The following is a 15329-nucleotide window of genomic DNA, read 5'->3' as shown; positions in this document are numbered from 1 at the left end:
CGAGCGCCGCCCACCGGCACACCTCGGCAGACCACGTCCGACAGCACTGTGAGTTCGGTGGTCACCGGGCCAGCGTAGGCGGCGGACCGCCCGTCACGGTCCCCGCGCCGGGCGGTCCGTGAAGGCGGCGTGAAAAGTCCCGGCCCGCCCGTACCGGATCCGTCAAAGCCGTCGACCGTGCCCACCCGGCCCGGCTGGTATGGCCCGCGAGGGACGTACCGACGCGGGAGGCGGACATGGGACGAGAACGGGCGGACGGGTGCACCGGATTCCGGGTGGCCGCCGGCGCCGTCGTGGTGGTCGGCGCGGCGCTGGTGGCGGCCGGGGTGTTCACACCCGACGAGCGGCCCGGGCGGGTCCTGGTGATGGCGGGCGTCGTCGGGGCGTACGCCGCTGTGGTGGCCGATCTGCGCGCGGTCGCGGCGGTGGCCGCGCTGGGTGCGGCGGTCTTCGTCGGGTTCCTCGCCCACCGCTACGGCGAGCTGACCGGCCCGGGTGACGCCTGGTCCCAGGCCGTGCCGATCGGGTTCGCCGCGGTGCTCGGCACCGGCTACCGGCACCTCCGGTCGATCGGGGCCGAGGCCCGTCCGGTGACCCGGATCACCGCCCACGGAGGTGGCGTGAAAAGCGCGTCAAGAAACCGCCGTCGCGCGTGATGGTCGCGTCAAGACCCCTGTCGGTCCGGCGGATACGGCGTTGTGATTGCCCGGCGCGGCCGGGAGGCGGTCGCGAGGACATCTTCCGCTAGGAGAGATCAGCCGTGTCTGACGTGCTGTTCGTGTTGCTGACGGTGGGGCTGTTCGCGGCTCTCGCCCTCGTGGTGAGGGGCGTGGAGAAGCTGTGAGCGCCGTCAACGCCGTCGGCCTGGTGCTGGCGATCGGGTTGGGCGTGTTCCTGGTCGTCGCCCTGCTGTTCCCGGAGCGCTTCTGATGAGCATGACCACAGCCGGCGTGCTCTTCGTCCTGTCGCTGGTGGTGGCGCTGGTCGCCGTGCACCGGCCGTTCGGCGACCACATGTACCGCGTGGTCGCCGGAACCCGGTCGTCCCGCGTCGAGCGGGGGATCTACCGCCTGGTCGGGGTCGACCCGGCCGCCGAGCAGACCTGGGGCGTGTACGCCCGCTCGGTGCTGGCCTTCTCGGCCGTCTCCCTGCTGTTCCTGTACGCGTTCCAGCGGCTGCAGAACCACCTGTGGCTCTCGCTGGGCTTCGACCCGGTGGTGCCGCACGGCGCCTGGAACACCGCTGTGTCGTTCGTGACCAACACGAACTGGCAGTGGTACTCGGGTGAGTCGACGATGGGCCACCTGGTGCAGATGGCCGGCCTGGCGGTGCAGAACTTCGTCTCGGCCGCCGTCGGCATCGCCGTGGCGGTGGCGCTGGTCCGGGGCTTCGCCCGTAGCCGCACCGGCGAGCTGGGCAACTTCTGGGTCGACCTGACCCGGGTCACGCTGCGGATCCTGCTGCCGATCGCGGTGCTCGGCGCGCTCGCGCTGATGCTCGGCGGCGTGGTGCAGAACCTCTCCGGCGGCACCGACGTGACCACGCTGACCGGCGGCGCCCAGACGATCACCGGCGGACCGGTGGCGAGCCAGGAGGTCATCAAGGAGCTGGGCACCAACGGCGGCGGCTTCTACAACGTCAACAGCTCCCACCCGTTCGAGAACCCGACCGCGTGGACGAACTGGCTGGAGATCTTCCTGATCCTGGTGATCCCGTTCAGCCTGCCCCGGGTCTTCGGCCGGATGGTGGGGCAGAAGCGGCAGGGCTACGCGATCGTCGCCGTGATGGCGATCCTGGCGCTCGCCAGCATCACCCTCACCAACGTCTTCGAGCTGACCGGCGACGGCACGGTGCCGCAGGCGGTCGGCGCGGCGCTGGAGGGCAAGGAGGTGCGCTTCGACGTGTCGAACTCGGCCACGTTCGCGGCGGCCACCACGCTCACCTCGACCGGCGCGGTCAACTCGTTCCACGACTCGTACACCGCGCTGGGCGGCATGATGACGCTGGGCAACATGATGCTCGGCGAGGTCGCGCCCGGCGGCGTCGGCGCGGGCCTGTACGGGCTGCTGATCCTCGCGGTGATCACGGTGTTCGTGGCCGGGCTGATGGTCGGGCGCACCCCGGAGTACCTGGGCAAGAAGATCGGCTCGCGCGAGATCAAGTTCGCCTCGATGTACTTCCTGATCACCCCGGCGCTGGTGCTCACCGGCACCGCCGCAGCGTTCGCCACCGGCAACGCCTCGACAGCGCTGAACGTCGGGCCGCACGGGCTGTCCGAAGTGCTCTACGCGTTCACGTCGGCCAGCAACAACAACGGCTCCGCGTTCGCCGGCATCACCGTGAACACGCCGTGGTGGAACACCGCGCTCGGGCTCTGCATGCTGCTCGGCCGGTTCCTGCCGATCATCTTCGTGCTCGCGCTGGCCGGCTCACTGGCCCGCCAGCAACCCACACCCGCCTCCGAGGGCACCCTGCCGACCCACCGGCCGCTGTTCGTCGGCATGGTCGTCGGCGTCACGGTGGTCCTCGTCGCGCTCACCTTCCTTCCCGCGCTCGCGCTCGGCCCGCTGGCCGAAGGGCTGTGACCACCATGAGAGACAAGGACATGACAGCACCTGTGCAGACCGCCGAAGCGCCGGTGGCAGGTACGCCGGGGCGCCGCGACGACCGGGTCGGCGGCGGGCTGCTCGACCCTCGCCAGCTGATCGCGTCGCTGCCGGACGCGCTGCGCAAGCTCGACCCGCGCACGCTGTGGCGCAACCCGGTGATGCTGATCGTGGAGATCGGCGCGCTGTTCACCACTGTGCTCGCGGTGACCGACCCGTCGGTGTTCGCCGTGGCGATCACGGTCTGGCTCTGGCTCACGGTGATCTTCGCGAACCTGGCCGAGGCGGTCGCCGAGGGGCGCGGCAAGGCGCAGGCCGACACGCTGCGCCGGGCCAAGCAGGACACCGTCGCCACCCGACTGGTCGGCTGGACTCCCGGCGCCGCCGCGAACGCGTACCGGGACGAGGCGGTGCCCGCGCCGCAACTGCGCCAGGGTGACGTCGTCCTGGTCGAGGCCGGGCAGGTCATTCCCGGTGACGGCGACGTCGTGGAGGGCATCGCCAGCGTCGACGAGTCGGCGATCACCGGCGAGTCCGCCCCGGTGATCCGGGAGTCCGGCGGCGACCGCAGCGCGGTCACCGGCGGCACCCGGGTGCTCTCCGACCGGATCGTCGTGCGGATCACCCAGAAGCCGGGCGAGAGCTTCATCGACCGGATGATCGCGCTGGTCGAGGGCGCCAACCGGCAGAAGACGCCGAACGAGATCGCGCTGAACATCCTGCTGGCCGCGCTGACGATCGTCTTCCTGCTCGCCGTCGTCACGCTCCAGCCCATGGCGATCTTCGCGAAGGGCTACCAGGCCGCCGCGCCGGACACCGCGGCGATCACCGACTCCGGCGTCACCGGCGTCGTACTCGTGTCGCTGCTGGTCTGTCTCATCCCGACCACCATCGGCGCGCTGCTGTCCGCTATCGGCATCGCCGGCATGGACCGGCTCGTGCAGCGCAACGTGCTGGCGATGAGCGGCCGGGCGGTCGAGGCGGCCGGCGACGTCAACACGCTGCTGCTGGACAAGACCGGCACGATCACGCTCGGCAACCGGCAGGCCGCCGAGTTCATGCCGGTGACCGGGGTCGACGCGGCCACGCTCGCCGACGCGGCGCAGCTGTCCAGCCTGGCCGACGAGACCCCCGAGGGCCGCTCGGTGGTGGTGCTCGCGAAGAACGAGTACGGGCTGCGCGAGCGCGAGCCCGGCCTGATCCCGCACGCCACGTTCGTACCGTTCACCGCGCAGACCCGGATGAGCGGCGTCGACCTCGACGCCGACGGCGGTGTCCGGCACGTCCGCAAGGGTGCGGCCGCCGCGGTGATGAAGTGGGTACGCGACAACGGCGGCCACCCGACCGAGCAGGTCGGTGAACTGGTCGACGCGATCAGCGGCACCGGCGGCACACCGCTCGTGGTGGCCGAGCACGTCGCCGGGGAACCGGCCCGGGCGCTCGGCGTCATCCACCTCAAGGACGTCGTCAAGGCCGGAATGCGGGAGCGCTTCGACGAGATGCGCCGGATGGGCATCCGCACCGTGATGATCACCGGCGACAACCCGCGTACCGCGAAGGCGATCGCCGACGAGGCGGGCGTGGACGACTTCCTCGCCGAGGCCACGCCGGAGGACAAGCTCGCGCTGATCAAGAAGGAGCAGGAGGGCGGCCGGCTCGTCGCCATGACCGGCGACGGCACGAACGACGCGCCCGCGCTGGCCCAGGCGGACGTCGGCGTGGCCATGAACACCGGCACGTCGGCGGCGAAGGAGGCCGGCAACATGGTCGACCTCGACTCCGACCCGACCAAGCTGATCGAGATCGTGGAGATCGGCAAGCAGTTGCTGATCACCCGGGGCGCGCTGACGACGTTCAGCATCGCCAACGACATCGCGAAGTACTTCGCGATCATCCCGGCCATGTTCGCCGGCATCTACCCGTCGCTGGACCGGCTGAACATCATGCGCCTGGCCAGCCCCGAGTCGGCGATCCTCTCCGCCGTCGTCTTCAACGCGATAGTCATCGTGGCGCTGATCCCGCTGGCCCTGCGCGGTGTGCGGTACCGCCCGGCCAGCGCGTCCGCGCTGCTGCGCCGCAACCTGTGGCTCTACGGCCTCGGCGGCATCGTGGTGCCGTTCGTCGGCATCAAGCTCATCGACCTGCTCGTCCAGTTCGTCCCGGGGATCTCGTGATGCGCCTTCCCAGTTGGCTCTCCCAGCACCTGGCCGCCCTGCTCGCGGTGCTCGTCTTCACCGTGCTGCTCGGCCTGCTCTACCCGCTCGCCCTGGTCGCCGCCGGCCGGCTCCCAGGCCTCGACGGCAGGGCCGACGGGTCACTGCTCACCGTCGACGGCCGTACCGTCGGCAGCTCGCTGATCGGCCAGTCGTTCACCGACGCGGACGGCAACCCGATCCCGCGCTACTTCCAGTCCCGCCCGTCGGCCGCCGGGGACGGCTACGACCCGACCGCCACCGCGGCCGGCAACCTCGGCCCGGAGAGCGTGGTGGACACGCTCTCCGCCGACCCCGCCGACTCCACGTCGAGCCTGCTCACCCAGGTCTGCGCCCGCAGCAAGGCGGTCGGCGAACTGGACGGCGTGGACGGGCGGCGCCCGTACTGCACGCCGGACGGGGTGGGCGCGGTGCTCGCCGTGTTCCGCGCCGACGGGCTCACCGGCCGGATCACCCGCGTGGTGAGCGTCAACCAGGCTGCGCCCGCGACGCCGTTCGTCACCACCTGGCAGGGCGTACCGGTGGAGGCGGCGCGGCCCGGTCACGACTACGTGGCCGAGGGCGGCATCGTCACCCCGGTCCGCGGGGACGCCCCGGCCCGGCCCGCCGTACCGGCCGACGCGGTCACCGCCAGCGGCAGCGGCCTCGACCCGCACATCTCCCCGGCGTACGCCCGGATCCAGGTGGCCCGGGTGGCGCGGGAGCGCGGCGCGGACCCGGCGGCGGTACGGCGGCTGGTCGCCGAGCACACCACCGGTCGGGCGCTGGGCTTCATGGGCGAGCCGGGGGTGAACGTGCTGGAACTCAACCTCGCGCTGGACGAGGCGTTCCCGGCGCGCTGACGGAAGTGTTAAGAAGGGCCCCCTTCACCTCGCGAGGCGTTAACAGGGGGCGTCGAGTTCACCGAGATGGACCTGGACGCCGTGCTGGCCCGGCGGCCCGAGGTCGTCGTGGTGGACGAGCTGGCCCACACCAACGTGCCCGGCTCCCGGCACGAGAAGCGCTGGCAGGACGTGCAGGAGCTGCTCGACGCCGGCATCAGCGTGCTGTCCACGGTCAACGTGCAGCACCTGGAGTCGCTCAACGACGTGGTCGCGCAGATCACCGGCACCACCCAGCGGGAGACCGTGCCGGACCAGGTGGTCCGCGCCGCCGAGCAGGTCGAGCTGGTGGACATGACGCCGGAGGCGCTGCGCCGCCGGATGGCGCACGGCAACATCTACCGGCCCGACAAGATCGACGCCGCGCTCGGCAACTACTTCCGGGTCGGCAACCTCACCGCGCTGCGCGAACTGGCGCTGCTCTGGCTGGCCGACAAGGTCGACGAGCAGCTCGACGCGTACCGGGCCCAGCAGGGCATCTCCGACACCTGGGAGGCGCGGGAACGGGTGGTCGTCGCGCTGACCGGCGGCCCGGAGGGCGAGACGCTGATCCGCCGGGCGGCCCGGATCGCCGCCCGCAGCAAGGGTGCCGACCTGCTCGCCGTGCACGTCGCCCGCAGCGACGGGCTGGCCGGCGCCGACCCGGCCCAGCTGGCCCGGCAGCGGGTGCTGGTGGAGAGCCTCGGCGGCACGTACCACCAGGTGCTCGGCACCGACATCCCGGCGTCACTGCTGGACTTCGCCCGGGGCGTCAACGCCACCCAGCTCGTGCTCGGCGCGAGCCGCCGGGGCCGGTTCGCGCAGGTGTTCGCCCGGGGCGTCGGGGTGACCACCACCGCGCTGTCCGGCCCGATCGACGTGCACCTGGTCACCCACCCCGAGGCGGGCCGCGGGCGCCGGGGCACGTCGGTGCCCGCCGCGCTGTCGCGACGCCGGCGACTGATCGGGTACGCGCTCGCGGTGCTCGGCATGCCCCTGCTCACGCTGCTGCTGCGGACGCTGCCCGACCTCACGCTCACAAACGACATCCTGCTGTTCCTCGCCGGTGTGGTGGGCGTGGCGCTGGTCGGCGGGCTCTGGCCGGCGCTGGTCGCCGCGCTCGGCGGCTCGCTGCTGCTCAACTGGTTCTTCACCCCGCCGTACCGGACGCTGACCATCGCCGAGGCGGACAACCTGCTCGCCCTCGGCGTGTTCGTCGGTGTCGCCATCGCGGTGAGCTGGGTGGTCGACGTGGCGGCCCGGCGTACCCGGGAGGCGGCCCGGGCCTCCGCCGACGCGCAGACCCTGGCCACCGTCGCGGGCAGCGTGCTGCGCGGCGAGCGGCCGCTGCCCGCCCTGCTGGACCGGCTGCGGGAGACGTTCGGGTTGCGCGCGGTGAGCGTGCTGGAGCTGACCGACGAGGCCGGCGGACGCCCGGCGCGCGCCCGGGACGCGGACGCCTGGCGGGTGGTGGCGAGCGTCGGCGAGCGGCCGCCCGGTAGCCCGGGCGCGGGCGAGACGGTGGTGCCGGTCGACGACCGGCTCAGCGTGGTGCTCGCCGGCCGGCGGCTGGAGGCGGCCGACCGCCGGGTGGTGGAGGCGTTCGCCGCGCAGGCCGCCGTCGCGCTGCGCCAGGAACGGCTGGCCGAGGAGGCCGCCACCGCCCGCCCGCTGGCCGCCGCCGACCGGATGCGCACCGCGCTGCTCGCGGCGGTCAGCCACGACCTGCGTACGCCGCTGGCGTCGGCCAAGGCCGCGGTGAGCAGCCTGCGCAGCCACGACGTCGAGTTCGACCCGGACGACCGGGAGGAACTGCTGGCCACCGCCGACGAGTCGCTGGACCGGCTGGGCCGGCTGGTGGCGAACCTGCTCGACATGAGCCGCCTGCAGGCCGGCGCGCTGGGCGTCACCACCACCGCGATCGGGCTGGAGGACGCCGTACCCCGGGCCCTCGACGAACTGGGCCCGGCGGCGGCCGAGGTGACCACGGACATCCCGGCCGACCTGCCGGCGGCGCTGGCCGACCCGGGCCTGCTGGAGCGCGTGCTCGTCAACGTGGTGTCGAACGCGCTGCGGCACAGCCCGCCCGGCCGCCCGCCGACGATCACCGGCAGCGCGCACGCCGGGCAGGTCGAGCTGCGGGTGATCGACACCGGGCCGGGCATCCCGGAGGACCAGTGGGAGCACGTCTTCCTGCCGTTCCAGCGCCTCGGCGACCGGGACAACCAGACCGGCGTCGGCCTCGGGCTGGCGCTGTCCCGGGGTCTCGCCGAGGCGATGGGTGGCAGCATCACCCCGGAGACCACGCCCGGCGGCGGACTCACCATGGTGTTGCGGCTGCCGGCCGCCCCGCACGCGGAAGGGCCGCAGGAATGACCCGGATCCTGGTCGTCGACGACGAGCCGCAGATCCTGCGCGCCCTGCGGATCAACCTGCGCGCCCGGGGCTACGACGTGGAGGTCGCAGGCAGCGGCGCCGCCGCGCTCAAGGCCGCCGCCGGGCACCCGCCGGACCTGGTGGTGCTCGACCTGGGCCTGCCGGATCTGGACGGCACCGAGGTGATCCGGGGCCTGCGCGGCTGGACCGCCGTGCCGATCATCGTGCTCTCCGGCCGGGCCGGCAGCGAGGACAAGGTGGCCGCGCTCGACGCGGGCGCCGACGACTACGTCACCAAGCCGTTCGGGGTGGACGAGCTGCTGGCCCGCATCCGGGCGGTGACCCGGCGGCTCGCCCCGGCCACGCCCGCCGTGCCCGCGCTGCGGATCGGCCGCAACACGGTCGACCTGGCCGACCGGACCGTCACCCGGGACGACGGCGTCGAGGTCAAGCTGACCCCCACCCAGTGGGCGATGCTGGAGAAGCTGCTGCGCAACCCGGGCAAGCTGGTCAGCCAGCGCCAGTTGCTGCACGACGTGTGGGGGCCGGAGTACCACCAGGAGACGAACTACCTGCGGCAGTACATGGCCCAGTTGCGGCGCAAGCTGGAGGACGACCCGGCCCGGCCCCGGCACCTGATCACCGAGCCGGGGATGGGCTACCGCTACCGCCCCTGACGTTTGCGACCGCCTCGGCGGGGGACTCGGCGAGCCGGTCGGGCTGCGGGGGAGGGGCATGGCGGGCAACCGGTCCTCGGAGGGGTTCGGCCGGCAACTGGACGAACACGCCATCGACGCCGGCGCGGCGGAGCCGGAGCGCCCCGACGGGCTGGTCGACAGCGGCGTCTACGTCGGCGGGGTACGGCGGGCGTCGCCGGTCAGCCTCGCCGACACGTACCGCTGCCTGCAGCAGCTCGACGACGCGATGGCCTGGATCGGGCTGCTCCGGCCGGGCCGCGAGCAGATCGCCTCGCTCGCCGCCGAGTTCCAGCTCCCCGACCTGGCCGTCGAGGACGCGATCAACGCCCATCAGCGCCCCAAGCTGGAACGCTACGGCGACACCCTGTTCGTGGTGCTGCGCGCCGCCCGATACCTGGACGAGCGGGACGCGGTCGAGTTCGCCGAGCTGCACCTGTTCCTCGGGCCCGGATTCGTGATCACCGTGCGGCACGGCGGCACGCCCGACCTGGCCGGCGTACGACGGCGGCTGGAGGCCGAGCCGAACGTGCTCGCGCTCGGCCCGGAAGCGGTGCTCTACGCCGTGCTCGACCGGGTGGTGGACGGCTACGCGCCGGTGGTGGCCGGGCTGGAGAACGACATCGACGAGGTCGAGACCGAGGTGTTCGGCGGCGACCCGAACGCCAGCCGCCGCATCTACGAGCTGAGCCGCGAGGTGATCCAGTTCCAGCGGGCCGCCCGCCCGCTGCTGAAGGTGGTGGACGAGCTGGCACACGGGTTCGACAAGTACGGCACGGACGAGGAGCTGCGCCGTCGGCTGCGCGATGTGGCCGACCACCTCACCCAGGTGGTGGAGCGGGTGGACGGGTTCCGGCACCTGCTCCAGAACATCCTCACCGTCAACGCCACGCTGGTCTCGCAGGCGCAGAACGAGGAGATGCGCAGCCTGACCGCCGCCAGCTTCGAGCAGAACGAGGAGATCAAGCGGGTCTCCGCCTGGGCCGCCATCCTGTTCGCGCCGACCCTGATCGGCACCGTGTACGGGATGAACTTCGGGCACATGCCGGAGCTGGGCTGGCGGTACGGCTATCTGTTCGCGCTCGCCCTGATGCTCGCCGTCTGCGGCGCGCTCTATCTGCTGTTCAAGCGCCGCGGCTGGCTGTGAGCCGGGCCGGCCGGGCCTCGGCCGTGACCGCGCGCCGTCGGTGATCCACTAAAGTGTCCGGGTGACTACCCCCCGTCGTCCGTACGTTGCCCGGACCTCGTGTCGTGGAGGTAGGCGCTGATCGGGGACACGGTGCCGACCCCGCGCGGCGGTCGCCGGACGAGCACGGGGAGGCGAGGGCTGGCGGGCCACTGTGCCCGGCTCGTCGCGTCCCGGCCGTTCGAGGTGGCCATCGTGGTGCTCATCATGGCCAACGGAGTGGTGCTGGGTATCGAGACGTACCCGAACCTGGGCGCCGCCGGGCCGGTGCTGCGGTGGACGGAGCTGATGTTCCGGGCCGCCTTCGTCCTGGAGATCACCATCCGGATCCTCGCGTACGGCCGCCGCCCGCAGGACTTCTTCCGGCACGGCTGGAACGTCTTCGACCTGCTGGTCACCGCGGCCATCTTCATCCCGGGACTGCACGGCGACTCGGGCGTGCTGCGGTTCATCCGGGTCGCCCGGGTGCTGCGGCTGGTCCGCTTCTCGCCCGGCCTGCGGACCATCGTCACGGCGCTGTGGCGCAGCCTGCCCGGCGTCGCCGGGTTCCTCGCGCTCGCCGCCGTCACGCTCTACGTGTACGGCATGGCCGGCTGGCTGATCTTCGGCGACCGTTACCCCGAGCAGTACGGCGACATCGGCCGTTCCCTCGTCACGCTGTTCGTGCTGCTGTCCCTGGAGACGCTGCCGGACCTGCTGGAACAGGGCCTTGAGGTGTCACCGTGGACGCTTCTCTACTACGTCAGCTTCGTGATGATCGCGGTCAACCTGCTGCTGAACATCCTCATCGCGGTCATCGTCAACTCGATGGAGGAGGCGCGCCGGCTGGAGATGACCGAAGGGCTGGCGCCGGACTACGACGAAGACGGCGACGGGATACCGGACGAGGTGGACCGGATCGCGATCAGTCAGCGCCTGGACGACCTGCGCATGGTCATCGCCGAGTTGGAGCGGGAACTGCGCATCGACCGGGACGAGCCGCCCGGCGCGCCGCGCCGCCGCCAGCACTCGGAGCACTGACCGGCCCGGTCATGACAGTTCTGTGACGAAATCGGACCGTACGTTTGGCCGGACGGTTGATCGGGGCAACCAGCGAGGCGCCAACACATCCGAGGGAAGGGACGCCTCTCGTGGAGATCACGGGCTTCTTCACCGCGCTCATCATCGGCCTGGTCATCGGTGCGCTCGGGCGCCTGGTGGTGCCGGGCAAGCAGAACATCCCGATCTGGCTGACCCTGCTCATCGGTGTGGTCGCCGCGCTCGTCGGCACCCTGGTGGCCGGCGCGTTCGGCGTCGCCGACACTCCCGGCATCGACTGGATCGAGCTGGCGCTCCAGGTCGGCTTCGCGGCCATCGGCGTCGCGATCTTCGCCGGCCTGTACGGTCGTCGCCGCGTCTGACCGGACCGAAGGAAGGGCCCCTTCTTAACGCATTCTGCATAAGAAGGGGCCCTTCCTAACGCCTGCGTGCGGCTACTCCCGCCAGCCGGTCAGCTCGACGCCCTTGGCCAGCTCCACCCGGAAGCCCAGCGCGATCTCGCCGCTCTCGCCCGGCGCGAGCGACAGCCGCCAGGTCAGCTCGCCCAGCTCCGTACGCTCGGCGGGCGGCGGCGTCAGCGTCGTCTCGCGTACCACCACGGACTCGTCCCGGGACACCGGCAACTGGTCGCGCACCTCGACGGTGGCCGGGCGGGGCGTGTGGTTCGCGACAGTGATCCGGTACTCCACCTCCCGCCGCCGCGTCGACCCGAGCGTCGCCCTGCTCTCGGTACGCCGGTGCAGCTTCCGCTCCACCCGTACCCGGTCGTCGACCCCCAGCGCCAGCTCGGTCTCCTCGCCCGGCGCCCACATGGTCAACCGCGTCGCCGCGACGAAGTCCGCGCCGTGGAACACCGACGCCGGGCCGGGCAGCAGCGTGTGGTCGGACGTGTTGCGTACCGTCGCCCGCAGGTGCGCCTCGGCGGCGCGTACCGGCACGCTGACGTGGTCCAGCCGGGCCGGCAGCTCCAGCGCCGCGACCGTCACCCGGTGCGCGCTGCCGTCGGCCGGCACCGCCACCGGCCGGGCGGGCCGGTAGGTCGCCGCCGTGACGCCCTGCTCGACCTCGGCCACGTTCTCCCGCACGGCCGGCCGGACCGCCGCCGATCGGGCCGCGCCGGCCCGGCCCGCCGGCGCCGCGCCGGGCGCCGGGGGTGGCAACGTCCCGTCGAACGACGCGGCCGACGCGGCCATCGGCGGCTGCGGGCGGAGCCGGTCGAGATACCAGGGCGACAGTTCGGGTACGCCGCTCGCCGCCGCCGGGCGGGCGGTGGAGAGCAGGAGTTCGCACTCCGGCCAGTCCTCCCCGGTGTCCTGGCTGACCAGCCCGAACCACGTGACGGTCATGGTGTCGCCGACCAGCCGCAGGTCGTAGGAGGGGGTCCAGCGGGCGCCGTCCACCAGGTAGGTCAGCTCCAGCTCCACCTCGGCGTCGTCGGCGTCCACCGAGACCGACACCTCGGCGGCCAGCCGGTCCGGCGCCCGCTTGCCGCGCGCCGCCGCCAGCTCGCGGTCGACGGCGGCCAGCTCCTCCGCCAGGTCGGTGCGCCGCCGGGCCAGCCCGCGCCGCCGGGCCCGGGACTCGGCGAGCTGTCCGGACACCGACTCGGTGAAGGCCGCGACGTCGGCCGGGGCCGCGTCGCCGGCGGCCAGGGCCCGGGCGTACGTGCCACCGGCGCGCTCGGCCAGCCGGGTGAGGAACTCGCCGCGCTGGGCCTCGATCGCGTCCGTGTCCTCGACCTCGGCCACCTCGTCGGCGAGTTCCCGCCGCCGCCGTTCCAGCTCGACGACCTGCGCGTCGGTGCTGCGGGCCTGCCGGTGGGCGGTCACGTCGACACCGAGCACGGTGGCCGGGCCGTGACCGCCCACCCGGATCGAGTCCCGCCGCAGGCCCAGCGGGAGCGGCGCGACGCGTACCCGATGTTCCCCTGCGGCGAGCCGGAGGCCACCCCGGCGGGTGACCCGCGCGCGGTCCGGGTAGACGGTCACACCGACGACTGGCGCATCGATCTCCACAGTGTTCACGGGCGCGAGGGTAGTTCAGCCGCGCCCACCTCGGGGCTACCCAAGGTGCAGCCGCTGGTCGACGGCGAGCGTCGCCAGTTCGCGCGCGGTGAACGGCAGCGGGGACGCGGATGTCTGCCTGTCGTACGCGCCCTGCGCCACGAAGACCACCATGCCGTCGGGGTGCCGGTAGGCCGCCCACTGGTCGAACCGGTCGTCCGCGCCGGGACGAACCACCACACCCACAGTCGCGTCGCCGACGGTCATCGGCTGGCACTCGCCCCCCATGCCCCCCATGCCCCAGAACGCGCGCGCCAGGCCACACGGTTCGGTCGGCAGCGGGTTCCCCGGTGTGTGCACCTCGGTGAGCAGGCGTCCCCTCCACGTCCCCTTCGCCACGTCGACCGAGGCCGTGTAGCTCCACAGCTCGGCGCCGTCGGCCCGTCCGATGAAGTTGGCCTCGTGCGTGCCCAGCGTCTCCTTCCCGGTCTTGCTGGAGACGGTCTTCTCAGCGGTGTAGCCGGCGGGCACCACTGTGACGAGCTGGTCGAGCAGCAGGACGGCCTTGTGGTACCGGGTGCCCGCCCGCGCGGTGCGGTCCTCCTGGGGCAGGCCGTCGGGCCCGGTCGGCATCGGCTCGGCGCTGTCGTCCGGCGACGGGGCGGTCTGCGGCAGCGCGGCGGGCGGGCGCCGGTCGCCGCCGTCCGGGGTGGCGAGGGCCACGACACCCGCGACGGCGAGTACCGCCGTCGCCGATCCGGCACACGCCCGGATGACCCGGCGCCGGTTGCGTGCCCGGCGGGCGGAGCGCAGCATGCCGTCCGTGCTCGGTCGCGGCGGCGCGGCGACGCCGAGCATCTCGTCGCGAAGCGCCTCGCGCAGCTGGTCTCCGTTCATCGTTGCCCCTTCTCGCTCGATGAGTGCATGGGTGACAGGAGGCCGCGCAACGTGTCCAGGCCCCGGGCGGACTGGCTCTTCACCGTTCCCGGCGAGCAGTTCAGCAGCGCCGCCACCTCGTCGACCGGCAGGTCCTCCCAGTAGCGGAGGACCAGGACGGCGCGCTGCCGGGGCGGTACGGCGGCGAGCGCCTGGAGCACCACGAGCCGGTCCTCGGACGGACTCGCGGGCGCCGGTGGATCGGCGTCGGGCGTGCCCACCCGTTCCCGCCGCCACCAGCCCCGCCGCCGTTCGTCGAGGAAGGACCGGACGATGATCTGGCGCACGTAGGAGTCGAGCGCGTCGTGCCGGTCGACCCGGTTCCAGACCAGGTACAGCTTGGTGAACCCGGTCTGGACCAGGTCCTCCGCGCGGTGCCAGTCACCGCAGAGCAGATACGCGGTGGCGCGCATGGCGCGGTGCCTCGCCGAGAAGTACTCCGCGAACGCCGTGTCGCGATCACTCATCCGGACCTCCGATCAGATTCGGGATAGTCACGCCAGGTGAGGCTCCCGGGGTTGCTCGAAGCCCGGAGGAATCCGCGTCGCCGACGGTCAGCCGCGGAAGCTGCGCGCGAGCAACCGGAGCCCGTCGGGCACGTCGGCGGTGCCGACGGCGCCGTAGCCGAGCACCAGACCGGTCGGGCCGGGCGGGCCCGCCCGGTAACCGGCGATCTCGCGTACCGTGACGCCGGCCTCCGCCGCCCGGGCGACGACTTCCGGCAGGTCGACGCCGGTCTCCGGGCGCAGCCGCGCGCACAGGTGCAGGCCCGCCGTCGACGGCACCGGGTCGAGCCAGTCGGCGAGGTCGGATCGCAACGCGGCGTCGATCAGGTCGCGCCGCTCGGCGTACACCCGGGTCGCCTTGCGGATGTGCCGGGCCAGTTCGCCGGAGTCGATGAACCGGGCCAGCGCGGCCTGAGTGGTGTGGTCGCCGTGCCAGTCGGTGAGCTGCCGGGCGGCCAGCAGCGCCGGGCGAAGCGACGCCGGGGCGACCAGGAAACCGAGGCGCAGCATGGGCAGCAGGGTCTTGGAGAACGTGCCGACGTAGACGACCTTCCCGGCCCGGTCCAGCGTCTGCAACGGGTCCAGCGGGCGGGCCGAGAAGCGGAACTCGGTGTCGTAGTCGTCCTCCACGACCACCGCGTCCCGGGCCGCCGCCCAGTCCAGCAGCGCCGCCCGGCGGGCCGGGGACATCCGGACGCCCAGCGGGAACTGGTGGGACGGGGTGACGTAGACCAGCCGCGCGTCGCCTGGTAGCGCGCGAACGTCGAGGCCCTGGTCGTCGACGGGCACCGGCACGACCCGCGCGCCGTGGCCGGCGAACAGCCGCCGGGCGGGGGGATAGCCGGGCTCCTCCACCGCCACCCGGTCGCCCGGTTCGAGCACCACCCGGGCGATCAGGTCCAACGCCTGC

General features: G+C 72.9%; 14 protein-coding genes and 1 pseudogene. 10 read left to right on the top strand and 5 right to left on the bottom strand.

Annotated elements, in window-relative coordinates; genetic code table 11:
- The coding region (locus tag KBX39_RS06640) for a hypothetical protein (RefSeq protein WP_210869589.1) at positions 1-185 on the bottom strand (185 nt) is incomplete at its 3' end.
- A 51-nt stretch (positions 186-236) separates the two neighbouring features.
- Between KBX39_RS06640 and KBX39_RS33175 the strand changes: the two genes are divergently transcribed.
- The 10 genes and pseudogenes from KBX39_RS33175 to KBX39_RS06590 all read left to right on the top strand — a co-directional run bounded on the left by KBX39_RS33175 (position 237) and on the right by KBX39_RS06590 (position 11336).
- The gene (locus tag KBX39_RS33175) at positions 237-656 is read left to right on the top strand and encodes a hypothetical protein (protein WP_223201253.1); all 420 of its coding nucleotides are present in this window, start codon (positions 237-239) and stop codon (positions 654-656) included.
- 184 nt (positions 657-840) lie between these two features.
- Positions 841-930 carry a K(+)-transporting ATPase subunit F gene (gene kdpF, locus KBX39_RS06630; RefSeq protein WP_036343797.1) on the top strand — a complete coding sequence of 30 codons (90 nt, stop codon included), beginning with the start codon at positions 841-843 and terminating at the stop codon, positions 928-930.
- On the top strand, positions 930-2585 hold the full coding sequence (kdpA, locus tag KBX39_RS06625; RefSeq protein ID WP_210869587.1) for a potassium-transporting ATPase subunit KdpA: 1656 nt from the start codon (positions 930-932) through the stop codon (positions 2583-2585). The genes kdpF and kdpA overlap by 1 nt, the downstream gene beginning before the upstream one ends.
- Positions 2586-2605: 20 nt before the next feature.
- The gene (kdpB, locus tag KBX39_RS06620) at positions 2606-4780 is read left to right on the top strand and encodes a potassium-transporting ATPase subunit KdpB (protein ID WP_210869585.1); all 2175 of its coding nucleotides are present in this window, start codon (positions 2606-2608) and stop codon (positions 4778-4780) included.
- A complete protein-coding gene (locus KBX39_RS06615; RefSeq protein WP_210869583.1) occupies positions 4780-5661 on the top strand; it encodes a potassium-transporting ATPase subunit C in 882 nt (293 codons plus the stop codon). The genes kdpB and KBX39_RS06615 overlap by 1 nt, the downstream gene beginning before the upstream one ends.
- A gap of 27 nt (positions 5662-5688) precedes the next feature.
- A pseudogene (locus KBX39_RS06610) lies at positions 5689-8055 on the top strand (DUF4118 domain-containing protein); the annotation flags it as partial.
- Complete coding sequence (locus tag KBX39_RS06605; RefSeq protein WP_043327043.1) at positions 8052-8732, top strand: response regulator; 681 nt, start codon at positions 8052-8054, stop codon at positions 8730-8732. The pseudogene KBX39_RS06610 and the gene KBX39_RS06605, both read left to right, overlap by 4 nt.
- Positions 8733-8790: 58 nt before the next feature.
- A complete protein-coding gene (locus KBX39_RS06600; protein WP_043327041.1) occupies positions 8791-9897 on the top strand; it encodes a magnesium and cobalt transport protein CorA in 1107 nt (368 codons plus the stop codon).
- 132 nt (positions 9898-10029) lie between these two features.
- Positions 10030-10956: an ion transporter gene (locus KBX39_RS06595; RefSeq protein WP_312246464.1), complete on the top strand. Its 927-nt coding sequence runs from the start codon at positions 10030-10032 to the stop codon at positions 10954-10956.
- A 110-nt stretch (positions 10957-11066) separates the two neighbouring features.
- Positions 11067-11336: a GlsB/YeaQ/YmgE family stress response membrane protein gene (locus KBX39_RS06590; protein WP_043327037.1), complete on the top strand. Its 270-nt coding sequence runs from the start codon at positions 11067-11069 to the stop codon at positions 11334-11336.
- 72 nt (positions 11337-11408) lie between these two features.
- Here KBX39_RS06590 and KBX39_RS06585 read toward each other — a convergent pair whose 3' ends face one another.
- From KBX39_RS06585 to KBX39_RS06570, 4 genes are all read right to left on the bottom strand, one after another.
- Positions 11409-12998, bottom strand: coding sequence for a DUF4139 domain-containing protein (locus KBX39_RS06585; RefSeq protein ID WP_210869581.1), 1590 nt, complete (start codon positions 12996-12998; stop codon positions 11409-11411).
- Between the two features lie 36 nt (positions 12999-13034).
- The gene (locus tag KBX39_RS06580) at positions 13035-13874 is read right to left on the bottom strand and encodes a hypothetical protein (RefSeq protein ID WP_064448593.1); all 840 of its coding nucleotides are present in this window, start codon (positions 13872-13874) and stop codon (positions 13035-13037) included.
- A complete protein-coding gene (locus tag KBX39_RS06575) occupies positions 13871-14380 on the bottom strand; it encodes a SigE family RNA polymerase sigma factor (protein ID WP_043327033.1) in 510 nt (169 codons plus the stop codon). Before KBX39_RS06575 ends, KBX39_RS06580 begins: the two co-directional genes overlap by 4 nt.
- An 87-nt stretch (positions 14381-14467) precedes the next feature.
- The coding region (locus KBX39_RS06570) for a PLP-dependent aminotransferase family protein (protein WP_210869580.1) at positions 14468-15329 on the bottom strand (862 nt) is incomplete at its 5' end.

Source organism: Micromonospora sp. D75, assembly GCF_018070405.1.
In the GTDB taxonomy this organism is placed as follows: domain Bacteria; phylum Actinomycetota; class Actinomycetes; order Mycobacteriales; family Micromonosporaceae; genus Micromonospora; species Micromonospora chalcea.
Note: the sequence above shows the minus strand (reverse complement) of the source record. Positions and strands in the feature narration are given on the sequence as shown.